Annotated in this window: 29 protein-coding genes; 7 read left to right on the plus strand and 22 right to left on the minus strand. The window is 65.2% G+C overall.

Annotated elements, in window-relative coordinates:
• Positions 1-19: 19 nt before the first annotated feature.
• Positions 20-532, minus strand: a complete 513-nt coding sequence (locus V6F88_RS08380) for a DUF1993 domain-containing protein (protein ID WP_332608824.1) — start codon at positions 530-532, stop codon at positions 20-22.
• A gap of 208 nt (positions 533-740) precedes the next feature.
• A complete protein-coding gene (locus tag V6F88_RS08385; protein ID WP_332608825.1) occupies positions 741-1838 on the minus strand; it encodes an extracellular catalytic domain type 1 short-chain-length polyhydroxyalkanoate depolymerase in 1098 nt (365 codons plus the stop codon).
• Positions 1839-2248: 410 nt separating this feature from the next.
• On the opposite strand from V6F88_RS08385, the gene trhA reads away from it, so the two are divergent.
• Positions 2249-2893 (plus strand): PAQR family membrane homeostasis protein TrhA, encoded by a 645-nt coding sequence (gene trhA, locus V6F88_RS08390; protein ID WP_104144330.1) that lies wholly within the window; start codon positions 2249-2251, stop codon positions 2891-2893.
• A gap of 11 nt (positions 2894-2904) precedes the next feature.
• On the opposite strand, the gene V6F88_RS08395 is transcribed toward trhA, so the two are convergent.
• Positions 2905-3672: an AraC family transcriptional regulator gene (locus V6F88_RS08395; RefSeq protein ID WP_332608826.1), complete on the minus strand. Its 768-nt coding sequence runs from the start codon at positions 3670-3672 to the stop codon at positions 2905-2907.
• 161 nt (positions 3673-3833) lie between these two features.
• Between V6F88_RS08395 and V6F88_RS08400 the strand changes: the two genes are divergently transcribed.
• From V6F88_RS08400 to V6F88_RS08410, 3 genes are all read left to right on the plus strand, one after another.
• Entirely contained in the window at positions 3834-4661 is an 828-nt protein-coding gene (locus V6F88_RS08400) for a sulfite exporter TauE/SafE family protein (protein WP_332608827.1), read from the plus strand.
• A 219-nt stretch (positions 4662-4880) separates the two neighbouring features.
• Complete coding sequence (locus V6F88_RS08405) at positions 4881-5273, plus strand: DUF4168 domain-containing protein (RefSeq protein WP_046805387.1); 393 nt, start codon at positions 4881-4883, stop codon at positions 5271-5273.
• A 200-nt stretch (positions 5274-5473) separates the two neighbouring features.
• On the plus strand, positions 5474-6172 hold the full coding sequence (locus V6F88_RS08410; RefSeq protein ID WP_332608828.1) for a glutathione S-transferase family protein: 699 nt from the start codon (positions 5474-5476) through the stop codon (positions 6170-6172).
• 82 nt (positions 6173-6254) lie between these two features.
• Here the strand turns inward: V6F88_RS08410 and V6F88_RS08415 are convergent, their stop codons facing one another.
• The 6 genes from V6F88_RS08415 to V6F88_RS08440 all read right to left on the minus strand — a co-directional run bounded on the left by V6F88_RS08415 (position 6255) and on the right by V6F88_RS08440 (position 12269).
• Positions 6255-7016, minus strand: coding sequence for an ABC transporter permease (locus V6F88_RS08415; protein ID WP_332608829.1), 762 nt, complete (start codon positions 7014-7016; stop codon positions 6255-6257).
• Positions 7013-7936 carry an ABC transporter ATP-binding protein gene (locus V6F88_RS08420; protein ID WP_046805390.1) on the minus strand — a complete coding sequence of 308 codons (924 nt, stop codon included), beginning with the start codon at positions 7934-7936 and terminating at the stop codon, positions 7013-7015. Before V6F88_RS08420 ends, V6F88_RS08415 begins: the two co-directional genes overlap by 4 nt.
• Before the next feature lie 161 nt (positions 7937-8097).
• Positions 8098-9030: a dihydrodipicolinate synthase family protein gene (locus tag V6F88_RS08425; protein WP_332608830.1), complete on the minus strand. Its 933-nt coding sequence runs from the start codon at positions 9028-9030 to the stop codon at positions 8098-8100.
• 6 nt (positions 9031-9036) lie between these two features.
• Positions 9037-10209 (minus strand): L-rhamnonate dehydratase, encoded by a 1173-nt coding sequence (locus V6F88_RS08430; protein WP_332608831.1) that lies wholly within the window; start codon positions 10207-10209, stop codon positions 9037-9039.
• 13 nt (positions 10210-10222) lie between these two features.
• The gene (locus V6F88_RS08435) at positions 10223-11254 is read right to left on the minus strand and encodes a 4-hydroxythreonine-4-phosphate dehydrogenase PdxA (protein ID WP_332608832.1); all 1032 of its coding nucleotides are present in this window, start codon (positions 11252-11254) and stop codon (positions 10223-10225) included.
• Positions 11255-11285: 31 nt separating this feature from the next.
• Positions 11286-12269, minus strand: a complete 984-nt coding sequence (locus V6F88_RS08440) for a Bug family tripartite tricarboxylate transporter substrate binding protein (RefSeq protein ID WP_332608833.1) — start codon at positions 12267-12269, stop codon at positions 11286-11288.
• A gap of 120 nt (positions 12270-12389) precedes the next feature.
• Between V6F88_RS08440 and V6F88_RS08445 the strand changes: the two genes are divergently transcribed.
• Positions 12390-13319, plus strand: a complete 930-nt coding sequence (locus V6F88_RS08445) for a LysR family transcriptional regulator (protein WP_332608834.1) — start codon at positions 12390-12392, stop codon at positions 13317-13319.
• Positions 13320-13406: 87 nt separating this feature from the next.
• On the plus strand, positions 13407-13754 hold the full coding sequence (locus V6F88_RS08450) for a zinc ribbon domain-containing protein YjdM (RefSeq protein WP_332608835.1): 348 nt from the start codon (positions 13407-13409) through the stop codon (positions 13752-13754).
• A gap of 53 nt (positions 13755-13807) precedes the next feature.
• Here the strand turns inward: V6F88_RS08450 and V6F88_RS08455 are convergent, their stop codons facing one another.
• The 12 genes from V6F88_RS08455 to V6F88_RS08510 all read right to left on the minus strand — a co-directional run bounded on the left by V6F88_RS08455 (position 13808) and on the right by V6F88_RS08510 (position 23870).
• Positions 13808-14044, minus strand: a complete 237-nt coding sequence (locus V6F88_RS08455; RefSeq protein ID WP_332608836.1) for a hypothetical protein — start codon at positions 14042-14044, stop codon at positions 13808-13810.
• A gap of 15 nt (positions 14045-14059) precedes the next feature.
• Positions 14060-14296 carry a FixH family protein gene (locus tag V6F88_RS08460; protein ID WP_332608837.1) on the minus strand — a complete coding sequence of 79 codons (237 nt, stop codon included), beginning with the start codon at positions 14294-14296 and terminating at the stop codon, positions 14060-14062.
• 29 nt (positions 14297-14325) lie between these two features.
• Entirely contained in the window at positions 14326-15816 is a 1491-nt protein-coding gene (ccoG, locus tag V6F88_RS08465; protein WP_332608838.1) for a cytochrome c oxidase accessory protein CcoG, read from the minus strand.
• Positions 15817-15891: 75 nt separating this feature from the next.
• Complete coding sequence (gene ccoP, locus V6F88_RS08470; protein WP_332608839.1) at positions 15892-16893, minus strand: cytochrome-c oxidase, cbb3-type subunit III; 1002 nt, start codon at positions 16891-16893, stop codon at positions 15892-15894.
• On the minus strand, positions 16890-17066 hold the full coding sequence (locus V6F88_RS08475) for a cbb3-type cytochrome oxidase subunit 3 (protein ID WP_332608840.1): 177 nt from the start codon (positions 17064-17066) through the stop codon (positions 16890-16892). The genes ccoP and V6F88_RS08475 overlap by 4 nt, the downstream gene beginning before the upstream one ends.
• A gap of 2 nt (positions 17067-17068) precedes the next feature.
• Entirely contained in the window at positions 17069-17824 is a 756-nt protein-coding gene (gene ccoO / locus V6F88_RS08480) for a cytochrome-c oxidase, cbb3-type subunit II (RefSeq protein WP_332608841.1), read from the minus strand.
• A 10-nt stretch (positions 17825-17834) separates the two neighbouring features.
• Positions 17835-19331 (minus strand): cytochrome-c oxidase, cbb3-type subunit I, encoded by a 1497-nt coding sequence (gene ccoN, locus V6F88_RS08485; RefSeq protein ID WP_046805401.1) that lies wholly within the window; start codon positions 19329-19331, stop codon positions 17835-17837.
• A gap of 223 nt (positions 19332-19554) precedes the next feature.
• The gene (gene ccoS, locus V6F88_RS08490) at positions 19555-19716 is read right to left on the minus strand and encodes a cbb3-type cytochrome oxidase assembly protein CcoS (RefSeq protein WP_046805402.1); all 162 of its coding nucleotides are present in this window, start codon (positions 19714-19716) and stop codon (positions 19555-19557) included.
• Positions 19713-20687 (minus strand): P-type ATPase, encoded by a 975-nt coding sequence (locus tag V6F88_RS08495; protein WP_332608842.1) that lies wholly within the window; start codon positions 20685-20687, stop codon positions 19713-19715. Before V6F88_RS08495 ends, ccoS begins: the two co-directional genes overlap by 4 nt.
• Positions 20688-20757: 70 nt before the next feature.
• The gene (locus V6F88_RS08500) at positions 20758-21954 is read right to left on the minus strand and encodes a CaiB/BaiF CoA transferase family protein (protein ID WP_332608843.1); all 1197 of its coding nucleotides are present in this window, start codon (positions 21952-21954) and stop codon (positions 20758-20760) included.
• On the minus strand, positions 21951-22832 hold the full coding sequence (locus tag V6F88_RS08505) for an HpcH/HpaI aldolase/citrate lyase family protein (RefSeq protein WP_332608844.1): 882 nt from the start codon (positions 22830-22832) through the stop codon (positions 21951-21953). The genes V6F88_RS08500 and V6F88_RS08505 overlap by 4 nt, the downstream gene beginning before the upstream one ends.
• Before the next feature lie 39 nt (positions 22833-22871).
• Positions 22872-23870, minus strand: coding sequence for a tripartite tricarboxylate transporter substrate binding protein (locus V6F88_RS08510; RefSeq protein ID WP_332608845.1), 999 nt, complete (start codon positions 23868-23870; stop codon positions 22872-22874).
• 145 nt (positions 23871-24015) lie between these two features.
• Here V6F88_RS08510 and V6F88_RS08515 point away from each other — a divergent pair, with 145 nt between their 5' ends.
• Positions 24016-24873, plus strand: coding sequence for a LysR family transcriptional regulator (locus V6F88_RS08515; protein WP_332608846.1), 858 nt, complete (start codon positions 24016-24018; stop codon positions 24871-24873).
• Here V6F88_RS08515 and V6F88_RS08520 read toward each other — a convergent pair.
• A complete protein-coding gene (locus V6F88_RS08520; RefSeq protein WP_332608847.1) occupies positions 24870-25766 on the minus strand; it encodes a LysR family transcriptional regulator in 897 nt (298 codons plus the stop codon). The two genes, V6F88_RS08515 and V6F88_RS08520, sit on opposite strands and share 4 nt — an antisense overlap.
• Positions 25767-25819 lie beyond the last annotated feature (53 nt).

Here is a 25819-nt window from a genome sequence, read left to right on the forward strand (position 1 = left end):
TGGCAACGTCAGAATCCGCTTACTGCGAATACGGACCCAGGAAGTCCAGCTTGCCGATCTTCACGCCCGCGTGGCGCAGGATGTCGTAAGCGGTCGTCACGTGGAAGTAGAAGTTGGGCAGCGCGAAGGTCAGCAGGTAGGTGTCGCCTCGGAATTCCGGCTTGAAGTCGCCAAAGTTGACGACGATCTGCCGGTCTGCGGCGCCTTCCACCTGTTCGGCCGTCACGCTTTGCAGGTAGGCGATGGTGTTGGCGATGCGCTGCTGCAATTCTTCAAAGGTCTTTTCTTCGTCGGCAAACTTGGGCGCCTGACCTTGCGACAGGCGCTGCACCGCGAATTTGGCGGCGTCGCTGGCGCGTTGGATCTGACCCGACAGCGGGTACATATCGGGCGCCAGGCGGGCATTGACGAGTTCGGCGGGGTCGATGCCTTGAGCCTGGGCATGCGCGGCCGCCTTTTCAAGCAGCGATGCCAGCACGGTCATGCCGCGGATGAACACAGGCACGGAAGCCTGATAAACAGAAAGAGTCATGGCAGAAGTTCCAGTTGAGTCCTGGCCGGCGGCTGCGTCAATGCAGCGCCAACCGGGGATGCGGCGATGTTACCGCCGCGCAGGGCCGGCGCCATGATGCGACGGGCCGACATATCCATTCCCAATCGGCGAACAATTGGTAGCGGGCTCGGGGTTGGGGCCGGGGTCAGGGTCGGGGTCGGGGTCGGGGTCGGGGTCGGGGTCGGCGTCAGTCTCCGGAGCCGGGTCCGCCCGCGCCCGCGCGCCGCAGTCCCTGGAAAAACCGCCACACCAACGCCGACGCATCCGGGCCGTTACGCGCGTGATATTTCACCGACGGATCGCCGCCGCTCCAGGCGTGTTCCAAGCGCGTGATCTCGCACAGGCGCAGCACCGTCTTGCGTCCCCGCATAAGGTCAACGCGGCGATACGCCTTCTCGGACCCCAAACCCAAGACACGCTCGACGGGCACGTCCTCGGGGCGCGGGTCGTTCAAAGCGCGAAACTGCTCGAACAATTGCTTGGCGTTGCGCGGGGCCACGGCCGGGTCCAACTGGCCGTGCAGTATCAGCGCGGGCATGCCCAGTTCGAACACGGCGGGGTCAGCCACGTCACGCACCAGCGACGCCAATGGCTTGAGCGAGCCGCGCCGCATGGTGCCGATGCCGGCGGCGGCGCTATGGGCGTCGCCCACTACCGGCCCGGAATGCATGGCCACGGCGGCGACCAACGACGGGTGCCGCAACGCCACCAGCGCCGCCATGCCCGCGCCTGCGGACAAGCCGGCTACATACACGCGTTCGGGGTCCAGCCCATGCCGCGCCACTTCCGATTGGATCAACGCCGCGATCAGGTCGGCCTCTGCGCCGCCATGGGCGTCATCGGGTTGGAACCAGCGCCAGCAGCGCTGCACCTGGCGCGTCATGGATTGCTGCGGGTACAGCACCATGAAGCCGCCGGCGTCTGCCCACTGGTTCATGCGCGTACCGCGCGCGAAAGCCAGTGCGGTCTGCCGACAACCGTGCAGCATGACCACGACCGGCAGATGGCCCGGCGTGGCACCGGCCGGGGTGTACCGCGCAAACGTCAGCTGGCGGCCCTTGCCATCGGAAAATTGGCGGGTGCCTTCCCAGCGCCCGTTGCCCAACGATGGGGTCGCGGGCTGACGGGCGGCGGTGGCGGGGGATGCCGTCTTGGTCGCGGTTTTGCGTGGTGGGGTGGCGCGCTTTCTGGCGGGCTTGGGCGATGCCATGCGCAGCGCCGTGCGCTGTAGCTTGCTGATCTTCTTTGCGGCTTTGAAAAACAGATTGGAGAAACTGCGCGCCATTGGTAGGCCTCGGCCAGTAAACCTGCTTGAACCTTCCCGGCCGGGCCGGGGCCGCCTGCCGCGCATGGCGCACAGGCCACCAGCGCGACGGCGATGGTCAGATCGGTAAGGATATCCGTTGCGTCCTGCGCGACTGCGCGAACGCGGGTGCGAGCCCAGAAAAAAGAACGTAGCCCACCTCTGCGGGCGGTAGAACTCAGTCAACCGGTGTCGGTAAAACAGCCGCAGGAAATGTATCACAGGGTAACCAGCGTTCCCACCCTTTTGTCCTGCGCGTGGCGGCGCCTCTTGCTGAAAATCAAGCGGCGCGCGTTTCCGCTGCGGTGGCCAGCCCCGTCCCGTTGAGCCCGCCGCGCAAAGCGCTTAAGGTGATGATCTTGCAACCCGCACCACGCATTCACCAGACGCACATGTTTCCGAACGACAGACCCCAGACCCTAGGCGAGGAAATCGCTAACACCATCAGCCACGGGATCGGCGCCGTTGGCGCTTTGGCCGCCGCGCCCATCTTGATTGTGGCCGCCGTACGCCAGGGCGACGCCGCCTTCATCGCGGCGGCGGCCGTGTTCGCGGCGTCGATGTGCCTGTTGTACCTGGCGTCCACCATCTATCACGCGCTGCCGCTGTGCCGCGCCAAACAGATTTTCAACGTGCTGGACCATTCGGCCATCTACCTGCTGATCGCCGGTACCTACACGCCGTTTGCCCTGGGCGCGCTGCGGGGGCCATGGGGCTGGACGCTGTTCGGCCTGGTCTGGGCCATGGCCTTGCTGGGCGTCGGCCTGAAAGCCAGCAAACGCTTGAACCGGCCGGCGCTGTCCACGGGGCTGTACCTGGCGATGGGCTGGCTGGTGGTCATCGCCATCAAGCCGCTGATCGAAAGCGTGCCCACGGGCGGGCTGGGATGGTTGGTGGCGGGCGGGCTGGCGTACACCGGCGGCGTCGTGTTCTTCGTGTTCGACAACCGTTGGCGCTACGGTCACTTCATCTGGCATCTGTTCGTGCTGGCGGGCACCGTGTGCCATTTCTTCGCGGTGCTCTGGTACGCGGCGTGACGGGCAGGCCACTACCCGCCGCGCAAGTATTCCGTGGGCGATTGGCCCAGCACGCGCCGGAACATCGTTGAAAACGCCGCGGGGCTTTGGTAGCCGAAGTCCAGTGCAATGGCGGTAACGGCGCCGCCCGCCGCCAGCCTTGCCAGCGCCAACACCACGCACGCGCGTTGCCGCCATTCTGAAAACGTCATGCCCGTTTGGCGGCGGAAATAGCGGCTGAAGGTGCGCGGGCTCATGTGCAGGCGCGCGGCCCATGCGTCCGGCGGCGTGCGCGCATCCGGCGCCGCGATAAAAGCGCGGCACAGCGGCGCCAGCTTTTTGTCGCGGGGTAGCGGAATGTGCAGCGGCAGCACCGGCGCACGGTCGATTTCATGCAGCAGCAAGACGGCCAGCGCGCCATCGCGCCCGTCCGGTGCATATGCGGCGGGCATGTCCACCGCTTCCAGCAACAACTGCCGCAGCAGCGGCGATACCTCGATTACCTCGCAGGCATTGCGCCCTGCCCGCGCCGCATCGGGCTCGATATACGCGCTACGCGTGCTGACCTCCAGCATGCGTACCTGATGCGTCACCCCGGCGGGGATCCACACCGCGCGCTGGGGCGGCACCACCCAGTTGCCGTCGCGCGTAGAGACCTGCATGACTCCGGTCGCCCCGTACAGCAGTTGCGCGCGCCGGTGCGAATGCGCGGGCAGCACATGGCCGGTCGGATAGTCATTGCCAATGGCAAGCACGGCGCGGTCCAGGTGATCGTGTTGATCAATGTGCGTATTGCGCATGGCGGGAGACGTAGGGTGGAAGTGCGGGGCGGCCGTGCGGGCCGGGAAATGTGCACCCCGGCACTCGGCTTGGCCGAAATGCAAACATTATTGTCCAAAGCACGAAAGCCGGCCACGTCGCTCTTCCGTATCGTGACGACATTCCTTCTTGGGACCGTCCGATGCTCTACCTGATCCTTGCTTTCTTTGGCTGCGCCAGCGGCGTCACCACCGTGCTGTTCGGCTTTGGCGGCGGCTTTGTCGTGGTGCCGGTGTTGTACGGCGTGTTGACCGCCGCGCACGGGGCGGACGACGCCATCGGCGCGTCGGCCATGCACATTGCAGTGGCCACCTCGACCTGCGTGATGGTCGTGAACGCCATCGCCGCCACCCGCCGCCAGCAGCGCGCGGGTAACCTCGCGGGCGACCTCGTTCGGGCCTATATCCGGCCTCTGGCGGCGTATATCGCCGTGGGCGCCCTGGTGGGTGCGCTGGCCGCCACGCACGCCAGCGGCACGCTGGTGCGCTGGGCCTTTGTGGCCTATCTGGCGGCGACGATTCTGGACTGCCTGTTGCGCCAGGGGTTTTTGGCGCAAGCCGATGGCGCCGACGCGGTGCCGTTGAGCCGGGGCGTGATGGTAGGCGGCGGTGTGGTGATCGGTGTCGTCGCCACATTCCTGGGCGTGGGCGGGAGCGTGATGACGGTGCCCTTGCTGCGTCGGCGCGGCCTGCCGATGGCCAAGGCGGCGGCCATGGCCAACCCGTTGACGATACCCGTCGCCATTGTCGGCACCGTGGCCTACATGGCGGCGGCGCGCGATCTGCCCGCGCCGCTTGCGCCGTGGATCCTCGGCTATGTCGACCTGCTGGCCTTCGCCGTGCTGGCGCTGGGCGCGCTGCTGGGCATCCGATTGGCGGCGCCGTTGATTCCGCGCTTGCCCGACCGCCTGCATGCGCGCGTCTACATCGCGTTGCTGGTGTTGGTGATGCTGGCCATGCTGCTGATGTAACGGCGGCGTGTTCGCCAAGCCCGCATACCTGCGGAAACATCGCGGCCAGCAGCGACTACGAAACCACGCAAAACGTTTCCGGCGCGCTCCCCCGGCAGCCCTCCTGGCCGGCAGCCCGCCCTCGTGTCCTGCCGACACAGGAAAACACATCGCGAAACTTGTCCCATGGCGGTTGCGCTCGTCATCATGGTCGGACATTAACCGGAACACGGAGGTTTCATGCAGCGTTCCAAATACGCATTCCTATCCGCCGCCATCCTGTCGACGGCGCTGTCCGGTGCAGCGGCCATGGCCCAAAACGCCAGCCAGCCGCCCGCGCAACCGCAGATGGCCCCCGCCATTACGCAACCCACCGACCAGCAATTGCAGCGCTTTGCATCGGCATCGCAAAAGGTGTCGGGCGTGGTCGACGAATACCGCCCGAAGGTCGACGCCGCCAAAACGGATGACGCCAAGCAGAAGGTCGTGCAGGAAGCCGACGCCAAGATGGTGCAACTGGTACGCGCCGACGGCTTGACGGTGGAAGAATTCAACGGGATCGGCCAGGCCGTGCAGCAGAATCCGCAGCTCAAGCAGCGGGTGATGAGCATGAGCAAAGGCGCGCCCAAGTAAGGCAGCCGACTAGTCCAACAAAGTAGGGCAAGGCTGGACCGGGGATTGTCCGGCCTGCGCCACGCGTTCCCTGGGCGCGTGGCGCTTTTCATTGGCGCGCACCGTCAGCCGCGTCCCGCGGCGGGCGTCCCTTCACGCGCGCAAAGCAGTATCCTGGCAGCCGGTTTGCATTCGACCCCCTCTGCAAGGAGCACGGCATCTTGACCCCGGAAATCACCCTGTATGACCTGGCTGGCGCGGACGAGTCGCTGCGCTTCAGCCCGCACTGCTGGAAAACGCACATGGCGCTGGCGCACAAAGGGCTGACGGCCAAGACCGTGCCCTGGCGTTTCACCGAAAAGGAAGCCATCGATTTTTCCGGCCAGAAGCTGGTGCCCGTGCTGGTGCATGGTGACCGCGTGGTCAGCGATTCATGGCGCATTGCGTGCTATCTGGAAGACACCTTCCCCGAGCGGCCCTCGCTGTTCAACGGCGCGGGCGGCCGCGCGGTCAGCCTGTTCGCGAATTCCTGGGCCGACACCACCTTGGTGCCCGTGCTGGCGCGCTTGCTGCTGCCGGCCATCCACGGGCTGATCCACGAGAAAGACAAGGACTATTTCCGCGCCTCGCGTGAAAAGCGCTTTGGCCGTCTGGAAGACCTGCCGGCGGGATACGACGGGCAGATCGGCGCGCTGCGGGCAGCGCTGCTGCCCTTGCGCCACACTTTGGGCCGGCAACCTTTTCTGTCCGGCGAGCAGCACGGCTATGCCGACTATGCGGTGTTCGGGATGTTCATGTGGGCACGCTGCACCAGCGCGCTGGTGCTGCTGGAGGCCGATGACCCGGTGTACGCCTGGCGCGAGCGGTTGCTGGACGCCTTCGATGGCCTGGCGCGCCGTGCGCCGGCCGTCGCCGGCTGATCGGGCCGGCTGATCGGGCCGGCTGATCGGTCGGGACGGTCGGGCCGGCATCTGCCGGCCACGATGATCCCCGACCATTCGATCACGTCTTCAATCGATAGCCCGTCTTGAAGATCCAACGCACGCCGATCAGGCAGGCCAGCAGGAACACCAGCGTCATGCCCACGCTGACGCCGACGCTGACGTCGGACACGCCGTAGAACGCCCAGCGAAAGCCGCTGACCAGATAGACCACCGGGTTGAACAACGTGGCCGTCTGCCAGAACGGCGGCAGCATCTTGATGGAATAAAAGGTACCGCCCAGGAACGTCAGCGGCGTGATGATCATCAGCGGAATGATTTGCAGCTTTTCGAACCCATCGGCCCACACGCCGATGATGAAGCCGAACAGGCTGAACGTCACTGCCGTCAACACCAGAAAGCCCAGCATCCAGATGGGGTGCGCGATGTCGAACGCCACGAACAGGCGCGCCGTGGCCAGCATGATCAGGCCCAGGATGATGGATTTGCTGGCGGCCGCCCCCACGTACCCCATGACGATTTCCACGTACGAGATGGGCGCCGAATGAATTTCGTAGATGGTGCCGGAAAAGCGCGGCATATAGATGCCGAAGGACGCGTTGGCGATGCTTTGCGTCAAGAGCGACAGCATGATCATGCCCGGCACGATGAAGGCGCCGTAGCTGACCCCGTCGATCTCGACCATGTGCGAACCGATGGCCGACCCGAACACCACGAAATACAGCGATGTCGAGATCACGGGCGACAGCACGCTTTGCATCAGCGTGCGCCAGGCGCGGGCCATTTCAAACAGGTAGATAGCGCGAATGGCGTAGAAGTTCATGATTGACCGTGTACCAGGCTGACAAAGATATCCTCAAGCGAGCTTTCCGATGAATTCAGGTCGGTGAATTCAATCTGGAGCCGGCTCAGGTCCTGCAGCAGCTGCGAAATCTGCCCGCCGCCCTGGTTGTCGTAGGTGTAGACCAGTTGATAGCCATCGGCGGACAGGTCCAGCTGATAGGCGTCCAGCGCCGTCGGGATGCCCGGCAGCGGCGCCGTCAACGTCAGCGTCAGCTGGCGTTTGCCCAGCTTGGCCATCAGCGCGTTCTTTTCTTCCACCAGAATGATCTCGCCCTTGCGGATCACGCCGATGCGGTCGGCCATTTCCTGGGCTTCTTCGATGTAGTGCGTGGTCAGAATGATGGTCACGCCGCTTTCACGCAGCCGCCGCACCATTTCCCACATGCCACGGCGCAGCTCCACGTCCACGCCCGCCGTGGGCTCGTCCAGGAACAGGATGGCCGGCTCGTGCGACAAGGCCTTGGCGATCATCACGCGGCGCTTCATGCCGCCGGACAAGGCCATGATGCGGCTGTCCTTCTTGTCCCACAGCGACAGGTCGCGCAATACCTTTTCGATATAGGCCGGGTTGGCCGGCTTGCCGAACAGACCCCGGCTGAAGGTGACCGTGTTCCAGACGCTTTCAAACGCGTCGGTGGAAATTTCCTGGGGCACCAGCCCGATCTTGGATCGCGCGGCGCGAAAGTCCGACACGATGTCATGGCCATCGGCCAGCACCCGCCCGTCGGACGGGTTGACGATGCCACAGATGATGCTGATCAGCGTCGTCTTGCCCGCGCCGTTAGGCCCGAGCAAGGCGAAGATCTCGCCGCGCTGGATTTCCAGGTTGACGCCCTTGAGCGCCTGGAATCCCGAGGCGTATCGCTTGGATAAACCTTGAACTGATATAACCGGCTGCACACGAGCCCCCAACGTGATCGATAGCCGGGGATTTTACTCGTTACCCCCGCGCCGCTTGGTCGACGTGGTGGAACGCTGTGTTTGGCCGGCGGCAACGGGCAGTGCCCGCCGCCGCGCGCGATGACCGCGCGGCCGGCCCTGCCGCCTTCCCAAGCCTGGCCCTAGCGCCCCCAGCGCAACACCAGCGGCTCCAGCCGACGCGCTGTTTCCAGCAGGCCCTGGCGCACTTCGTCGCGCATGGGTGGGAAGGGATGCCGGGGCGCGTCGCAATCGATCACCCCGCCCGCCTTCATCAGCGCCTTGGCCGTCAGGATGCCGCCCTGGCGGTTTTCGTAGTTGATCAGCGGCAGCCAGCGCTCGTACAGCCGGTAGGCCTCGTCCCGCCGGCCATCCCGGTGCGCCTCGATGATGGGGCGGATGCCGTCGGCAAAGCCGCCGCCCGTCATCGAGCCCGTGGCGCCCGCGTCCAGGTCCGGCAGCAGCGTGATGGCTTCTTCGCCATCCCAGGGGCCTTCCACCGCCGCGCCGCCCAGCGCAATCAGGTCGCGCAGCTTCGAGGCCGCGCCCGCCGTTTCGATCTTGAAGTACGACACCTGTTCGATTTCCCGCGCCATCCTGGCCAGCAGCGCGGCGGACAGCGGTGTGCCCGCGACCGGCGCGTCCTGGATCATGATGGGTATGTCCACCGCGTCGGACACCTGCTGGAAAAACCCTTCGATTTGCGCCTCGGGCACCCGGATCGTGGCGCCGTGATACGGCGGCATGATCATCAGCATGGCCGCGCCCTGCTCTTGCGCCCGGCGGCTGCGCGCCGCGCACACGCGCGAGCCGAAGTGTGTGGTTGTGACGATCACCGGCACGCGGCCCGCCACGTGTTCAAGCAGGGTTCGTGTCAGCACCTCGCGTTCGTCGTCCGACAACACGAACTGCTCCGAGAAATTGGCCAGGATGCACAGGCCGTCCACGCCGGAATCGATCATGAAATCCACCGCGCGCTTCTGGCTGGGCAAGTCCAGCTCACCCGATTCCGTGAACGTGGTGGGGACTACCGGGAAGATGCCGCGATAGCGCGGCGCCTGGAATGTCGGAGTCATGGCGGCCTACTCGATGATGTTGAAATCGTTGAGGTATTCGGTTTTCAAGGTCAGCCCCAGGCCCGGCTTGTTGTCGTCCAGGTCGATGAAGCCTTCCTTGGCGACGGGCTCGCCGTCGAAGATGTAGTAGAACAGTTCATTGCCGACTTCCACATCAAACATCGGGAAGTACTCGCTCATGGGCGAGGCCAGCGTGCTCATCGTCAGGTGATAGTTGTGCATCTGGCCGGCGTGCGGAATGACCGGCACGCTATACGCTTCGCACAGCGCATTGATCTTGTGCGCCGCCGTGATGCCGCCCACGCGGTTGGTGTCGTACTGCACCACCGACACCGCCTTCCTGTCCAGCAACTGCTTGAATCCGTACAGCGAAAATTCGTGCTCACCGCCCGAGATCGGAATTGAGCTCAGCCGATTCAGTTCGGCGTAGCCGTCGATATCGTCGGCAATGACGGGCTCTTCCAGCCAGCGCGGTTCGAATTTTTCAAGCTTGGGCAGGATGCGCTTGGCGTATTCCAGCGTCCAGCCCATATAGCATTCCAGCATCAGGTCGGTGTCGTAGCCAATCACTTCACGAATGGCTTGAACCGACTTCAGGTTTTCAACCACGCCCTTTTGCAAGTGCGCCGGGCCGTAGCCAAAACGCATCTTGAAGGCTGTGAACCCCTGGTCCAGATAGGTCTGCGCTTCGTCTTGCATCGCTTTCAGATCGGTGCGGTACAGCTTGGAGTAATAGACCGGAATCTTCTCCTTGGTACGCCCGCCCAGCAGCTTGAACACGGGCTTGCCCACGGACTTGCCCAGGATGTCCCAGATGGCCAGGTCCACGCCCGAAATCGCCGCCATCGTCACGCCCTTGCGACCCCACGCGTGCGTGGCGCGGTACATGCGCTGCCACAGAAATTCATAGTCCCAGGGGTCTTGTCCCACCACCAGCGGCGCCAGGTACTGGTCGATGATGGCCTTGGCCACGCGCGGCGCCAGCGCCACGTTGCCCAGCCCGACGATGCCATCGTCCGTTTCCACTTCCACCACTGTCCAGCCGTGAAAGCGGAAGGTGCTCATGGTTTCTTCGCGCGATGGCACCAGGTCCATGGCGTTAGAGCAGAAGTTGCCTTGCGGCGGCACGGTCTTGCCGGTCCATTCGAAAACGCGGGCGCGGACGGATTTGATTTTCATGGTGTGTTCCTGTTCAAACTAGAGAAGCTCGGTGCGACGCGCCCATGGACGCGCCCATGCGGCACGCAATCAAAAATGCCTGCCAGGTGGCGTCCACGTTGGCGCGGCCCTGGCCGGCGATGTCGTACGCGGTGCCGTGCGCGGGCGTGGTGATGGGAATGGGCAGGCCACCCTGCACGGTGACCCCGCGCGAAAATCCCAGCAGCTTGATCGCGATCTGCCCCTGGTCGTGGTACATCGTGACAATCGCCTGGAACTCGCCCGCCTGCGCCTTCAGGAAAATCGTGTCGGCGGGAAACGGTCCGGCAATGGGCAGGCCTTCCTGGTTCAGCTGCCGCACGGCGGGTTCGATGATGTCGATTTCTTCGCGCCCGCACGTGCCGCCGTCGCCGCCGTGGGGGTTGAACGCCGCGACCGCCACGCGCGGCTGGGCGATGCCGTTGGCCTGCAACGACCGGTAGATCAGGCGCGTTGCGGCCTTGATGCGGTCCACGCTTAACGCGGCGGCGGCGTCCTTTAACGGAATGTGCGACGACACGCGCGACGTCCACAAGTCGCCCAACGTATTGAATTCACAGAAGGTGCCGGTCACGCCCAGGTACTGCGCAAAGTGATGCAGTTCGTCGTCGTGCTTCAAGCCGCCCTGCTTCATGGCGAACTTGTTCAAGGGCGCAAAGCAGATGGCGTCGATATGCCCGTCGCGCGCCGCGTCCATGCAGGCGTTCAGCACGCGCAATACCGACGCGCCGCCCGCCGCACCGGCCTGCCCCACCGTCACCTGCTCGGGGCGCACGGTGTCCATGGCCAGCCACGCGGGCCGGCTTGTGTCGGCGCGGGTCCGCACTGCCGCCACGCTGGTCACCGCTTCGGTGGGCACGTCCACGCCGGCCACGCGCAGGCCTTCGCGCCACAACCAGGCATCGCCCACCAGCACGATGTTGGCGCGTTGGCAGGCCTCGGCTTGCGCCAGCAAGCGCGCGATCAGTTCGGCGCCGATGCCGGCCGGGTCACCCAGCGTCAAGGCCACCACGGGTTTTTGCTGCATATCGATCCTTTGCTGCGCGTGCATACAAGCCTCACTCCACAGAAATGTGGTTCTTTTTGATGATGCCGGCGTAGCGCTGGTTTTCGGCGTTGTGGAACTGCGCGAACTGCGCCTGGCTCATCGGGGTGATGTCCGCGCCAATCGCCAACAGCCGGGCCTGTGTTTCGGGCATGGCCAAAATGCGGTTCACGTCGTCGTGGATGCGTGTCTGGATGGCCGCCGGCGTGGCGGTGGGCATGTAGATGCCGTACCAGGCGCTCATTTCGACGCCGGGCACGCCGGCTTCGGCCATCGTCGGCACGTCGGGGAGCTGCGGGTTGCGCCGCGCGCTCAGCACGGCCAGCGCGCGCACCTTGCCGCTCTTGATATGAGGGATGACCGACGACGCGGTTTCGAAAGCGATCTGCACCTGTCCGCCCATCAGGTCCACCATGGCCGGCCCGCTGCCGCGATACGGAATGTGCGTCATCTGCACGCCCGTGGCGTCCTTGAACAGCTCGGCCGCAATGTGCTGCGTGCTGCCCGAGCCGCTGCTGGCAAAGTTCAATTCGCCCGGGCGACGCTTCAGCAGCGCAATCAACGCCTGCACCGAGTCTGCCGGCACCTGGTTGTTGACCACCAGGACGTTCGGCACCGCGCCCACGAAGACCACGGGCGTCAGGTCGCGGTCGTTGTCGTAGGCCAGCTTCAGCAGATGCGGGGCAATGGCGTGGGCGGTGGACACGCCCATCACCATCGTGTGGTTGTCGGCGGACTTGGAAGCCAGATCGGCGGCCAGCGTGTTGGATGCGCCGGGCTTGTTTTCGACGACGACGGTCTGGCCCAGCATGGGCCCCAAGCGGTCGGCCACGGCGCGCGCCATGGCGTCCGTGCCACCGCCGGGAGCGGAGCCCACCAGCAGGCGCAGCGGCTTGGCCGGCCAGTCGGCGCGCGGCGTCTGGGCAGACGCCGATGCCGACAGGCACAGCGCACCGGCGGCCATTGCGGCCATCGCCCCCAATAGGCGGATCTTCATGGTTGTCTCCTTGCTGTTTCTTCGCCGCATGGGCGAGTTGTTGTGCAGTCATCTTAGAAACAACGCCTGTTTCCGTAAAATGAAACTTTTGCACCAACCGTTCACCTCAGGCGATCAATCATGGAACGCAACTTGAATGTCCCCGCCCTGCTGTCACGGCTGCGGATGCGGCAGATCGTTCTGCTGCTGGCTATCGACGAACGCGGCACGCTGCGCGCGGCGGCGGCGCAGCTGAACATGACGCAGTCGGCCGCCAGCAAAATGCTGCACGAACTGGAATTGGCGCTGGGGCAGCCTCTGTTTGAACGAGTGGGTCGCGGGCTGGCGCTGACGCCCGCCGGCGTATGCGTGATGGGTTACTTTCGCGGCATGCGCGGCACCATGTCGTCGCTAGCGCGCGAGCTGGACGAATTGCGGTTGGGCAGCGCGGGCAAGCTTTTCATCGGCAGCATCATGGCGGCCTCGCCGGGCCATCTGACCGATGCCTTGCTGCGCCTGAAGCAGACCTATCCGCTGCTGGCCGTGGAAATTGCCACGGGCACCAGCGACCTGCTGATCGCGCAGCTGAACGAAGGCAAGCTGGATGTGGTGATCGGCCGCATGCTGACCCTATCGGACCGCAACTACGTGTTCCGGCCTATCGGCGACGAGGCGCTGTCGGTGATCGCGGCGGTGGATCATCCGCTGGCCGCGCAAAAGCGCCTGGCCTTTGACGCCATGCTGGCGTATCCCTGGATCTTGCAGCCGCACGGCAGCCCGATGCGCGACGTGATCGAGCAGGAATTCCGCTCGCATAACGTGGCGACGCCGCCTGGGCTGATCGAGTCCGCGTCCATTTTGACCACCACCAACCTGGCGATGAAGTCGCACATGCTGGGCGTGATTCCGGAATCGGTGGCCAGCCGGTATGCGGCGCACGGGTTGCTGGCCATTCTGCCCTACCAGATCCGCCAGTCGCTGACCGAGTTCGGCAGCATCGTCCCGCGTGACCGCCCATTAAGCGCGGCGGGCCAGCATTTTGTGGACCTGCTGCACGATATTCAACGATGATGCCCGCGTGTTAGGCGAATTCCGCCCTTCCAGGGAAGTACAATCGCCGATTGCGCCACGCGCGCGTTTTTGTCCGAGGTTTTCTCCGTGAGCGCCCTGCCCGCCTGTCCTGAATGCCAATCCGAATACACCTACGAAGACGGCGGCAACTACATCTGCCCGGAGTGCGCGCATGAATGGTCCTCTGCGGCTGGCGATGACACCGCCGCCGCCGACGAAGCCCGCGTCTACCGCGATTCCGCCGGCAACGTGCTGCAAGACGGCGACACCATCACCGTCATCAAGGACCTGAAGCTCAAGGGCTCGGGCGGCGTGGTCAAGATGGGCACCAAGGTCAAGGGCATCCGCCTGGTCGATAGCGACCACGACATCGATTGCAAGATCGATGGCTTTGGCCAGATGAGCCTGAAGTCGGAATTCGTGAAGAAGGTCTAGCGTCCGGTTGCGCCTGTCGCACTGCCCCGCGCACGGCGCGGGGCAGCGTTCTGTCAAAGGTCGTCGTCTTCAACCGGCTTGGGCATCAGGTAGGCGGTCAGCAGGCTGGATAGCCCTGCCATCACCCACAGCACGAAGAACGACACTGTATAAAAGCCCACGCGGCCGGTGGGCACGTGCCCGAAGATGGCCACGTCCAGCGGGTCGATCAGCGCGAAGATCAACGCGCTGCCCATCGCCGCCGCCAGGAACGACGGCCACAAAATCCACATCAATGAACGCAGGCCCATCTGTGCTCTCCCTGCTTAAGGGTTGGCTTGCGCGGCGCGTGCGCCCTCGCTTGCCCGGGGTGCGACCTGTTCGATCACCAGGCCGCGCTTGACCACGCCGTCCTGGATAGGCTCGTGGGTGAAGTTGCTGTAGGCAAAGTAGATGGTGATGAAGCATCCGATCATGGCCGCGAACGGGCCGGCCATCAGGATCCACGGCCAGGGCTCGCGATACCAGGGCTTGGGCGTGGGCAGGGTTAAGGCGGTTGTCATGGAAAGTCCTTGAAGCGGGCGAATCGGGCTTAATCGGGTACGTAGAAACTGGCGGCTTCGTCGGTCTCGATGGACCGGTTTTCGCCGTCGTGGCCACGCGCGCGCAGCGTGATGGGATGGGCGCCCGGCTCTACGCCGGCGGGCGCGCGGATCACCATGGGCACCAGCTTGTTGGCGGCCGGCTCAACGTCAACCATGTCCGACCCCTGGCGCCCGGCCATGACTTGCAGGCCCGGCATGCCGTCCGCCGACAGCCGCAGCCGCATGGCGGTGTCCGACGTGTTGATGATTTGCAGGCGGTAGACGTTTTCAATCTGCCCGCCGGCCACTTCGCGGCCCAACGCGCCCCGGTCACGAATGACGTCCACGCGCAAGGGGTTGCGCATGGCCAGCGACGCCACAAAGGCCACGGCCAGTATCAGGATCAGCGTGCCGTAGATCAGTACGCGTGGGCGCAGCAGATGCGAGCGCGCGCTTTTGGCGCTAAGACCGTCCTGCATGGCGCGGTCTGACGTATAGCGGATCAGGCCGGGTTCGTACTGCATCTTGTCCATGACCTGCTCGCAGGCGTCGATACAGGCGCCGCAGCCGATGCACATGTATTGCAGGCCGTCGCGAATGTCGATGCCGGTGGGGCACACTTGCACGCACAGGCTGCAATCAACGCAGTCGCCCAGGCCGGCCGCCTTGTGGTCGACCTTGCGCGAGCGCCCGCCACGCGGGTCGCCCCGGCGCTTGTCGTAAGTGACGACAAACGTGTCCGGGTCCACCATGACGCTTTGGAAGCGGGCGTAGGGGCACATGTACTTGCAGACGGATTCGCGCATGAAGCCGGCGTTGCCCCAGGTGGCAAAGCCATAGAACAACATCCAGAACCATTGCCAGGGGCCCAGTTGCAGCGTGAACAGTTCGTGGCCCAGTTCGCGGATCGGCGCGAAATAGCCGATGAAGGTCGATCCCGTCCACCAGGCCAGTGCGATCCACAGCACGTGCTTGGTGATTTTCACGCGTGCCTTGTGCAGGCTCCACGGCGCTTCATCAAGGCGGATGCGCGCGATGCGGTCGCCTTCGACCTTGCGCTCGATCCACATGAAGATTTCGGTGTAGACGGTTTGCGGACAGGCATAGCCGCAGAACAGCCGGCCCGCGACGGCGGTGAACAGGAACAGCGCCAGCGCCGAGATGACCAGCAGCACGGCCAGGTACACGACGTCTTGCGGCCACAACACCAGGCCGAACAGATAGAACTTGCGCGCGCCCAGATCGAACAGCACGGCTTGGCGCCCGTTCCATTGCAGCCAGGGCAAGCCGTAGAAGATCAGCTGCGTGATGAACACAAACGCGATGCGCCAGCGGGCAAAGTTGCCGCTGACGGATCGCGGATAGATCTTGCTGCGCACGCCCGCCAGCGTCTGCTCCAGGGTTTCGGCCCCGGGACGAGGCGGACGCGTGTGCGGGCGCCAGGGCGGCGGGTCGCCGCCAGGCTGCGTGCCGACGCTTGCGGTTGACCCTTCATCCATATGCTGCTCCGTACTGTAAGTCCAATGACGTGAAGGGCCGCCGGGCGTCCCTTCACCTATGCGCCGCCGGCCGCGTTACTTGACCGCCGTGGTGCCGCCGACCGCCGCGGTGCCGACCGCCGCGGTGCCGACCGCCGCGGTATCGACCGCCGCCTGCGCGCCCGCTTCCGGCTTGTTCGACAAGCCCCACACCCACGCCGTCAACACCTTGATCTGCTCGGGGTTCAGGATGTGTTCGTGCGCCGGCATGCGGTTGTCGCGGCCGTCCAGGATGGTCTTGACGATGGACGCTTCCGACGAGCCGTACAGCCACACGTCGTCCGTCAGGTTGGGCGCGCCCACCAGCTGGTTGCCCTTGCCGTCCACACCGTGACAGGCGACGCAGAAGTTGCCGAACTCGCGCTTGCCGCGAAACACCCGCACCGGGTCCGCTGTCAGCCCCGACAAGGACCGCACGTACTGCGCGATGTCGCCGGCCGTCTTCGCATCGATGGCAGCCTTCCACGGCGGCATCACGCCATGGCGCCCTTCCTTGATGGTCTTCATGATGGTTTCGGGCGATCCACCGTGCAGCCAATCACCGTCAGTCAGGTTGGGAAAGCTGGGGCCGCCCTTGGCGTCCGAGCCATGGCATTGCGCGCAGTTGTTCAGGAACAGGCGCTGGCCGATTTCACGGGCGCCCGTGTCCTGCGCGATCTGCGGCACGGTCATCGTTTCGAAACGCGCGTAGATGGGGCGCACGGCCTCGGCCATCTTGGCCTGCTGGCGCGCCACTTCCTCGGTGCTGCTGTAGCCCAGCTGGCCCTTGTACGAACCCAGGCCCGGCATGAAGAACAGATAGCCCAGCGCGAACAGGCACGCCAGCAGGTACATCCACGTCCACCACGTGGGAACGGGATTGTTCAGCTCGGTCAGGTCGCCGTCCCAGACGTGGCCGGTGTCTTCCACCTGCCCGGCGGCCGGCTTGGCGCCCAGCCAGCGGCGCTGCGTGTACAGCAGCCACACGCACCAGACCACGCCGCCCACGGCAACGACCGAAATGAAAATGCCCCAGAAGCCATTGACGAAATCGCTCATGACCGATTCGCTCCATCTTGTTGTGCCTGTCCGAATTCATCGGGCAGTGCGAACGGCAACAGGGCCGATTCGCGGTTGGCGCTCTGGCGCCCGCGCGAGCAGGCCCACCAGACGATGCCGAAAAAGGTCGCCATGGAAATGGCGGTAATGATTGCGCTCAGATAGGCCACCACGATCAGCCTCCCGTGGCCGCTTGCGCGGCGGGTTGTACGGCGGACGGCGCGGAAGGTTGCACGGCTAGCTGCGCAGCGGGCGCGGCCGCCTTCCTGGCCGCTTCGGCCGCCTTGGCCTCTTCGGCCTGCTTGGCGCGGCGCACGCCCACGCCCAGGCTTTGCAGGTAATCGACCAGCGCGTCTTCTTCCGTCTTGCCCTCGATGGCCTTGGGCGCGCCGGCGATCTGCTCGTCCGTGTAAGGCACCCCCAGCTTACGCAGGGCAAGCATGCGTTCGGATACGTTCTGGCCCGTGATCACTGTCTTTTGCAGCCACGGATACGCGGGCATGTTCGATTCCGGCACCACCTTGCGCGGGTCGCGCAAGTGGATGCGGTGCCAGTCATCGGAGTAGCGTTCGCCCACGCGCGCCAGGTCGGGGCCGGTACGCTTGGAGCCCCACAGGAACGGGTGATCGAAGACCGATTCGGCGGCCGTCGAATACGAACCGTAGCGCTGCACCTCGGCGGCCAGCACGCGCACTTGTTGCGAGTGGCAGCCCACGCAGCCTTCACGGATGTACACGTCGCGGCCCATCAGGCGCAGCGGGCTGTAGGGTTCAACGCCCGCCACCGGCTGCGTCGTGCTGTGCTGAAAGAACAGCGGAATGATCTGCACCAGGCCCGCGAAGGACACCACCAGGATGCTGGCGATGATCATCCAGCCGATGTTCTTCTCAAGCGTCTGGTGAGAAAAGAAGCCAGTTTTTTTGTTGGCCATGATGTCCTCGTCAAACAGTGGCCGGCACGGCGGGCGCGGCGGGAGCGGCGACCGACGGGCGAGCGGCATGGGGGTCGTCAAGCGGAATGGCGGGGTTGACCGGCTGCGCGCCGCGCACCGTCTTCCACACGTTCCAGGCCATCACGAACACCCCCGACAGGAACAACGTGCCACCCAGCAAGCGGATCAGGTAGTACGGAACCCGCGTCTTCAGCTCTTCGACAAAGCTGTAGACCAGCGTGCCGTCGGAGGCCGTGTCGCGCCACATCAGGCCCTGCTGCACTCCGGCGATCCACATCGCGGCGATGTACAGCACCACGCCGATGGTGGCGATCCAGAAGTGCAGTTCGATGGCTTTCACGCTGTACATCTTTTCGCGGCCGTACAGGCGCGGGATCAGGTAGTAGAGCGAGCCGAAGGAAATCATCGCCACCCAGCCCAGCGCGCCCGAGTGCACGTGGCCGATGGTCCAGTCCGTGTAGTGCGACAGCGCGTTGACGGTGCGGATCGACATCATCGACCCTTCAAACGTGGACATGCCGTAGAACGACAGCGCGGTGACCATGAACTTCAGGATCGGGTCGGTGCGCAGCTTGTACCAGGCGCCTTGCAGCGTCATGATGCCGTTGATCATCCCGCCCCATGACGGCGCCAGCAGGATCAGCGAAAACGTCATGCCCAGCGATTGCGTCCAGTCAGGCAGCGACGTGTACAGCAAGTGGTGCGGACCCGCCCACATGTACGTGAACGCCAGCGCCCAGAAGTGGACGATGGACAGGCGATAGGAATAGATCGGGCGGCCGGCCTGCTTGGGCACGAAGTAATACATCATGCCCAGGAAGCTGGTGGTCAGGAAAAAGCCCACCGCGTTATGGCCGTACCACCACTGCACCATGGCGTCCTGCACGCCGGCGTACGCCGAGTACGACTTCCACATCGACACCGGCATTTCGATGTTGTTGAAGATATGCAGGATGGCGATGGTCAGGATGTACGAGCCGAAGAACCAGTTGGCCACGTAGATGTGCTTGGACCGGCGCTTGATGATGGTGCCGAAGAACACGATGGCGTAGGCCACCCAGACCAAGGTGATCAGGATGTCGATGGGCCATTCCAGTTCGGCGTATTCCTTGCTGCTGGTGAACCCCATCGGCAAGGTGATCGCGGCGGCGACGATGACGATCTGCCAGCCCCAGAACGTGAAGGCGGCCAGCTTGTCGCAGAACAAGCGCGCCTGACAGGTGCGCTGGACAACGTAGTACGACGTCGTGAACAGTGCGCTGCCGCCAAAGGCGAAGATCACCGCGTTGGTGTGCAGCGGGCGCAGGCGGCCGTAGCTGAGCCATGCGGTGTCGAAATTCAACTGCGGCCAAATCAGCTGCGCGGCGATAAATACGCCCACAGCCATGCCGACTATGCCCCAAACCACCGTCATGAGCGCGAACTGCCTCACGATCTTGTAGTTGAAGGTATCGGCCTTGCTTGCGATTGCGGGGCAATCGTTCATCACCCTTCCCCTAAAGTAACAAATAGCTCCAGGCTTGAATGATGGGACTAGGCACACAAGTCGGCGTTGATATGGATCAAGCACACAACGGCCAGACGGGGAACGCGGCAATGCCGCAACGGACTCAGGCGCGCGGCTTCAAGCGCGGCGTCAATGGCGGCGCGCGCGGGCGCTCAGGCGCCGGAAAACCGTGGTGTCGGGAATGGGTTGGCGGGGTTTGCGCTTAGCCGCGCGAGCCGCGCCCGCTGTCGTCGTCGCGCAGGATCGCCGTGCCGGCGTTGTCGGTATCGTCGTACTGGCCGTTGAACACGGCCCACCATAGCGATACGCCGATGGCCAGCACGAAAAGCAACGACAAGGGCAGCAGCAGATAGAGGATGGTCATGGCGCGGCTTCCAGCGCGCCGACCGGTGCGCTGCCAACCGACCAGTCGCGGCGGCACAGGCGCCACGAGTTATAGGCCACGGCCAGCGACGACACCAGCATCGTGATGGCGGCCAGCCAGGGTTGCACCCAGCCCAGCAACGCCAGCGGCGTCATCAGCAAATGCCAGATCAACGAGCCGTACAGGTTCTGGCGGGCTTTCTCGCGTGCCCGGCGCAGCAGCGCGTCCAGCGCGGCGTCGGACATGGAGGGGTGCGCGGCCAATGCCGAATGCGCGGACGCCATCGCGGTGGGCACCGCCATCGACATGGCGCAGGGGCAGCTCATGACCAGCAGCGCCACCATCACGGGCAGGCTGTGGGCGGGGTCGATGGCCGCCCAGCCGATGGCGGCGGCCAGCGCCAGCACCACCTGCGCCAACACGAAGCGCGATGCCAGCCGATCGGCGCGCGCGCCCAATTCCAGCCGTTGGGTTTCCACGCGCTGATGCCGCAGGCCACCCGCCGCATCGCCAAAGGACTGGCGGGCGCACAGTTCCAGGTAGCGCGCGGTCAGCAGAAACGCCACGAACATCGTGACCGAATCGAAATAGACTTCGCCGCGCCCGGTCCAGGTGGCGTGGACGCTGGGAACGAACGCGGCCACGATGCCCAGCGCAACGGGCACGTCCATGCCCGCGCGGCCATGGCGCAGGTTGTCGCCGGCATGGCGCCAGATGGGCCAGGCCGAATACAGCACCACGGGGATGGTCAGGGCGAAGCTGGCCCAATTCATCAGCACGATGGCCCAGTCCAGCGTTTGCAGTGCGTCGGCGGGCATGCTGTCATGCCGCAGGTAACCGGGCCACGCAAACATCATGACCTGCATCATGGCGAGCCACGCCAGCGACAGGCGCACCAAGGCGTGGCGGCGTTGCTGGCGGTCGGCGTCGGACAGGGACACCGGGACGGCGAAAATCGATTTTGCTCGCATGCGCCGATGGTAACCAGCGGCGCAGGCCGGCACCTTGATCTGGATCAAGGCGGGATTTCGGGCATCTTAGCTATCGCAATGCGCCGCGCTTTTTCAGGTCGGCCACCAGCTCGGCGGAGATTCCCGCTTCGGCCAGCACCTCTTCGCTGTGTTCGGCAAACGCGGGCGCGGCGCGCGGCGTGTCCGCTTGGCTGCGGCCGAACTTGATCGCCTGCGCGAAGCCCCGGTAGCTCCCGACGACCGGGTGCGCAAATGTGGAAATCATGTTCTCGGCCTGTACCTGCGGAAAATCGAACATGTCTTCAACGCCACGCGCGGCGGCGCAAGGCACCTCTTCGCCAAACCACGCTTCCCACTCCAGGGCGCTGCGCGCGCGCAGCGCTTCGTGCAGGCGCGGCACAATCTCGTCGCGATGTTCGGCACGCTTGCGCACCGAGTCGTAACGCGGGTTCGCAGCCAGGTCCGCCAGCCCCGTCTTCTCGCACAGCGCCTGCCAGAAGTGCGGCGTGTTGGCAGAGATATACAGATAGCCGCCGCCCGTGGGGTGCAGGCCGGTGATGCCGCCCGAACGCATGTCGCGCCCGATCTCGCGCGGTTCGCCCTCGGCCCAGACCAGCCGCGCCGATTGCAGCGCCAGCGCGCTGCGCAGCAAGGACACGCCCACGAACTGCCCGCGACCGCTGCGTTCGCGTTCATACAGCGCCGATGCCACGCCCGCGGCCACCATGGACGACGCGTAGTAGTCCACCACCGAGCCGTACAGGATCTCGGGCGGGCCTTCCGCCTTGCCCTGCAACGCGCACATGCCCGTCATGGTTTGCAGCACCTGGTCGTAGCCCGCCTTGTCCTTGAGCGGCCCCGTTTCGCCATAGCCGGTGACGGCGCAATAGATCAGCCTGGGGTTCACCTCGGCCAGCTGCTCGTAGGCAATGCCCAGGCGCGCCGGCACGCTGGGCCGGAAGTTGTGCACCAGCACGTCGGCCTGGCGCGCCAGGTCGTGCAGCACGGCCAACGCCTCGGGTTGCTTCAGATCCAGCACCAGCCCGCGCTTGCCCCGGTTCACGCCCAGGAAGGCGCGGCTTTCGCTGTCCAGCGTGGACGGATACTTGCGCAGGTTGTCGCCGGTGGGCGGTTCCACCTTGATGACATCCGCGCCCTGATCCGCCAGCAGCGTGCAGCCATACGGCCCGGCGATATAGGCGCTTAAGTCCAACACGCGTACGCCCGCCAGCGGGCCACCGGTAGAAGTGTGTTCGGTCGCCATCATTGCTGTTGCTCCGTGCCGTCCAGCCCCAAGGCCTGGGCCGAACGCAGTATCGCCTCGGCGCGGCGCAGGAATGGGCCGTCGATCATTCGGCCATCCACCACAAACGCGGCGACGCCCTTCTCGGTTGCCTCGCGGGCGGCTTGCACCACGCGCGTAGCGTGGGCGATTTCTTCATCCGAGGGGCGGAAGGCCGCGTTGACCAGCGGCACTTGCCGGGGATGGATGCAGCTTTTGCCCAGATAGCCCAGGCTGCGCGCCAGCTCGGCTTCGGCGCGAAAGCCCGCTTCGTCTTCGATATTGGCAAAGGCCGAGTCATAGGCAAACACGCCGGCCTCGGCCGCCGCCATGCGCAGCGCAAACATCGCCTGCTGCACAGCGACGTTCTGGCGGCGGCTGATGCCGGCGGGTTCGAACAGGTCGCCCAGCCCCAGCTGCAAGCCGGCCACCGACGGATGCGCGGCCGCCAGGGTGGCCGCCAGCCGCAAGGCACGCGGCGATTCAATGTTCAGCAGCAAGCCCACCGGCTCGGTCACGCCATTGGCGGCGCGCGCCTGTTCGATGGCGCTGGCCGCCGCCACCACGTCGGCCTCGCTTTCCGCCTTGGGCAGGTTCACCAGATGCAAGCCGGGCCGCACCACTGCCTGCACGTCCGCATGAAAGTGCCCGCTGTCCAAGGCGTTCACGCGCACGATCAGCGTCTTGCCCGACGCGGCCGTCCGCGGGTCGGCCAGCATGCGGGCCAGATGCTCGCGCGCCTCGGCCTTGCGCGACGGCGCCACGGCGTCCTCCAGGTCGAACGACAACGCGTCCGCGGGGCCGCTCAATGCCTTGGCGAATAACTCGGGACGGGAACCTGGAACGAACAGTTTGCTTCTCATGCTTGCGCTCTTGTGACGGACGTTGAATCGGGGTCGTGCTTATTGGATGGATATGTTCCGGTCGCGCGCCACCTGCTTCCACTTGGCGGCGTCGGCCTGCACCAGATCGGCAAACTGCGGCACGGTCAGCGCCGCCGGCACGGCGCTTTCCTCGGCGAACATGGCGCGCATCTTGTCGTCGTTGACGATGGCGCGGATCTCGGCGTTCAGCTTGTCGACCAGTGGCGCGGGGGTGCCGGCCGGGGCCAGCACGCCCCACCACAATTCCACCGAGTAGCCGGGCTGGCCTTCACCGATGGTGGGCAGGTCGGGATAGAACTGCGACCGCTTGGGCGACGTGACGGCCAGCACGCGCAGCTTGCCGCCCTTGAGCAGCGATGCCGTGGACGCGAAGCTGCCGATCACGAAATCGACGCGGCCGCCTGCCAGGTCGTTCAGCGCGTGCGACATGCCCTTGTAGGGCACATGCGTGAACGCCGTCTTCTCGCCCCCGGCCAGGATTTCGCTGGCCATCTGGTTGACCGAGCCCAGCCCGGCGCTGCCATAGGTCAGCTTGCCCGGCTCTTTGCGGCCGGCAGCCAACAGGTCGGCCATGGATTGGTAGGGGGAATCCTTGCCCACCACCAAGGCCATCGGGCTGCGCGCCAGCATGGCCACGGGCGCAAAGCTGCGCACGACGTCGTATTTCAAGTTGGTTTGCACGGCCGCGTTGGTGGTCAGCGTGGACGAAGACAGCATCAGCACCGTGCCGTCCTTGGGTGCGCGCGCGACGTATTCCGCGCCAATGGCCCCGCCCGCGCCGGGGCGGTTTTCAACAATGACCGTGTTCGACAGCCGCGCCCCCAGCTTTTCGGCCAGCACGCGGGCGAACACGTCATTGCTGCCGCCGGGCGGAAACGGCACCACCATCGTGATGGTGGGCGGTATGGAGGCGGACTGCGCCATGGCGGTCGCGGGCGCGCCCGCGGCAACAGCCAGCGTCAGGCTCATGGCCAACGCGGGTATGGCGGCGCGCAGCGTGTGCAAAGTCAGGTTCATCGTAGGTCTCCTCGGTGTCGGTCTGTTCCGGCGGGCGTGGCACGCCCGTCCCGCAGCCGCTTTTCGTTGTGGTCGTTTCGCATACTAGGACCGCCCACTGATGATATAAAGCGAGGATTCTTAAAACACTACGTGAGGATTTCTGATGAAGATCGAATCTTTCCGTACGCTCAACGCCGTCCTGCGCGGCGGCAGCTTCGCGGCGGGCGCGGCGGACATGAACTTGTCGCCCAGCGCCGTCAGCTTGCAGATGAAGCAGATGGAGGAATACTTCGGCCAGCCGCTGTTCGACCGGTCGGCGTTGCAGGTCAGGCCGAACGCCTTTGCCGCCGAAGTGGACGCGGTGCTACAGGACGCGCTGGCCCGGCTGGACGAACTGCGCCGCCGCAGCACGCCCGCCGTGGAAGGGCGCGTGCGGCTGGGCACTATCGAACCCCTGCAAGTCACGCTGCTGCCGCCGCTGCTGCGCAAACTGCGCGAACGCTATCCGCTGCTGGACGTGCGGCTGGTGCGTGGGCGCGCCACCGAATTGACCGAGAAACTGAAAAAAGGCGAAATCGACGCCGCGATCATCACACAGCCGGAAACGGGCGGGTCCAGCCGCCTGGCCTGGACGCCGCTGTTTCGGGAAACGCTGGTACTGATCGCCCCCCCCGATTCCATGGAAACCCGCGTGGCCGAATTGTTCCAGCGCTACGAATGGATCCGCTTCGACAAGACCACCATCGGCGGACGCCTGGCCGCGCGCTATGTGGCGCAGCACGCGCCGCACGCGCGCTGCCGCATCGAAATGCAATCGCTGGCGGCATTGACCGCATTGGTGTCGGCGGGTTTGGGCGTGTGCGTGCTGCCCGAGCCCGGGCGCAACCTGCTGGACGTGCATCCCGTGCGCGTGCTGCCGCTGGGCAAACACGCCCCGTACCGTCAGATTTCGTTCGTGTGCCGGCAGGCGGATGAAGAGAACCGGCTGGTGCAGGCACTGCTGGAAGGCGCCCGGCCTTAGCCCGGCCCCGCCTGTCTGGCCATATCAATAAAGGCGCGCAATGCCGACGATACGCGACGTTGCCGTGGGTAATACAGCATGAAGCCGGGAATTGCCGGGCACCAGTCATCCAGCATGCGCACCAGCTGGCCGGCTTGCAGCAGGTCGCGCACGTAGTATTCCGGCACGCAGCCGATGCCGATGCCGTCCGCCGCCGCGCGCACTTCCGCGTGCACGTCGCTAAGCGCAATGCGGCCGGACACGTCCACTTCGATCGCCTCCCCATCCTTTCCGAATTCCCATTTGTAGTAGCGCCCGCTGGGAAAGCGGTAGCGCACGCACGCGTGGTTCAACAGGTCGTGCGGATGGCGGGGCAATTCGCGCCCAGCCAGGTAGGCGGGCGAGGCGACCACCGCAGCGCGCAAGGCCGGGCCGATCTGCACGGCCACCATGTCTTCCGGCACGGCCTCCAGTAAGCGCACGCCCGCGTCAAAGCCCGATGCCACGATGTCGACAAAGCTGTCGTCCTCCGCGATTTCAAGCTGAATGTCTGGATAGGCGGCCAGGAAGCGCGCGGCGAACGGCATCAACAGCATGTGGGAGGCCGCCCGCGACGTGTTGATCCGCAACGTGCCGGACGCCGAACCCCGAAAGTGGTTCATTTCTTCCAGCGCGTCGCCCAGGTCGGCAAGCGCGGGAAGCAGGCGTTGGGCCAGGCGCTGGCCGGCGTCGGTCAGCGCCACGCTGCGCGTCGTGCGGTTGAACAGGTTCACGCGCAGCCTTTCTTCCAGGTTGCGGATGGCGTAGCTGACGGCGGAGGTGGACAGGCCCAGTTCTTCGCCCGCGCGGCGAAAGCTGCAATGCCGGGCGACGGCGGCGAACGCCGCCAGGTGCGACAGATTATCCGCTTGCATGATTGTGCAAATTCCTTCAACAAAACATGCGGAAATTCTAGCTTGATCGGCCT

It is taken from the genome of Achromobacter sp. ESBL13 (genome assembly GCF_036668755.1).
Lineage (GTDB): Bacteria > Pseudomonadota > Gammaproteobacteria > Burkholderiales > Burkholderiaceae_B > Achromobacter.

Coding starts and splice junctions, on each gene's coding strand:
- V6F88_RS08380 (WP_332608824.1), bottom strand. CDS start 532: ATGACTCTTTCTGTTTATCAGGCTTCCGTGCCTGTGTTCATCCGCGGC.
- V6F88_RS08385 (WP_332608825.1), bottom strand. CDS start 1,838: ATGGCGCGCAGTTTCTCCAATCTGTTTTTCAAAGCCGCAAAGAAGATC.
- trhA (WP_104144330.1), top strand. CDS start 2,249: ATGTTTCCGAACGACAGACCCCAGACCCTAGGCGAGGAAATCGCTAAC.
- V6F88_RS08395 (WP_332608826.1), bottom strand. CDS start 3,672: ATGCGCAATACGCACATTGATCAACACGATCACCTGGACCGCGCCGTG.
- V6F88_RS08400 (WP_332608827.1), top strand. CDS start 3,834: ATGCTCTACCTGATCCTTGCTTTCTTTGGCTGCGCCAGCGGCGTCACC.
- V6F88_RS08405 (WP_046805387.1), top strand. CDS start 4,881: ATGCAGCGTTCCAAATACGCATTCCTATCCGCCGCCATCCTGTCGACG.
- V6F88_RS08415 (WP_332608829.1), bottom strand. CDS start 7,016: ATGAACTTCTACGCCATTCGCGCTATCTACCTGTTTGAAATGGCCCGC.
- V6F88_RS08425 (WP_332608830.1), bottom strand. CDS start 9,030: ATGACTCCGACATTCCAGGCGCCGCGCTATCGCGGCATCTTCCCGGTA.
- V6F88_RS08430 (WP_332608831.1), bottom strand. CDS start 10,209: ATGAAAATCAAATCCGTCCGCGCCCGCGTTTTCGAATGGACCGGCAAG.
- V6F88_RS08435 (WP_332608832.1), bottom strand. CDS start 11,254: ATGCAGCAAAAACCCGTGGTGGCCTTGACGCTGGGTGACCCGGCCGGC.
- V6F88_RS08440 (WP_332608833.1), bottom strand. CDS start 12,269: ATGAAGATCCGCCTATTGGGGGCGATGGCCGCAATGGCCGCCGGTGCG.
- V6F88_RS08445 (WP_332608834.1), top strand. CDS start 12,390: ATGGAACGCAACTTGAATGTCCCCGCCCTGCTGTCACGGCTGCGGATG.
- V6F88_RS08455 (WP_332608836.1), bottom strand. CDS start 14,044: ATGGGCCTGCGTTCATTGATGTGGATTTTGTGGCCGTCGTTCCTGGCG.
- V6F88_RS08460 (WP_332608837.1), bottom strand. CDS start 14,296: ATGACAACCGCCTTAACCCTGCCCACGCCCAAGCCCTGGTATCGCGAG.
- ccoG (WP_332608838.1), bottom strand. CDS start 15,816: ATGGATGAAGGGTCAACCGCAAGCGTCGGCACGCAGCCTGGCGGCGAC.
- ccoP (WP_332608839.1), bottom strand. CDS start 16,893: ATGAGCGATTTCGTCAATGGCTTCTGGGGCATTTTCATTTCGGTCGTT.
- ccoO (WP_332608841.1), bottom strand. CDS start 17,824: ATGGCCAACAAAAAAACTGGCTTCTTTTCTCACCAGACGCTTGAGAAG.
- ccoN (WP_046805401.1), bottom strand. CDS start 19,331: ATGAACGATTGCCCCGCAATCGCAAGCAAGGCCGATACCTTCAACTAC.
- ccoS (WP_046805402.1), bottom strand. CDS start 19,716: ATGACCATCCTCTATCTGCTGCTGCCCTTGTCGTTGCTTTTCGTGCTG.
- V6F88_RS08495 (WP_332608842.1), bottom strand. CDS start 20,687: ATGCGAGCAAAATCGATTTTCGCCGTCCCGGTGTCCCTGTCCGACGCC.
- V6F88_RS08500 (WP_332608843.1), bottom strand. CDS start 21,954: ATGATGGCGACCGAACACACTTCTACCGGTGGCCCGCTGGCGGGCGTA.
- V6F88_RS08505 (WP_332608844.1), bottom strand. CDS start 22,832: ATGAGAAGCAAACTGTTCGTTCCAGGTTCCCGTCCCGAGTTATTCGCC.
- V6F88_RS08510 (WP_332608845.1), bottom strand. CDS start 23,870: ATGAACCTGACTTTGCACACGCTGCGCGCCGCCATACCCGCGTTGGCC.
- V6F88_RS08515 (WP_332608846.1), top strand. CDS start 24,016: ATGAAGATCGAATCTTTCCGTACGCTCAACGCCGTCCTGCGCGGCGGC.
- V6F88_RS08520 (WP_332608847.1), bottom strand. CDS start 25,766: ATGCAAGCGGATAATCTGTCGCACCTGGCGGCGTTCGCCGCCGTCGCC.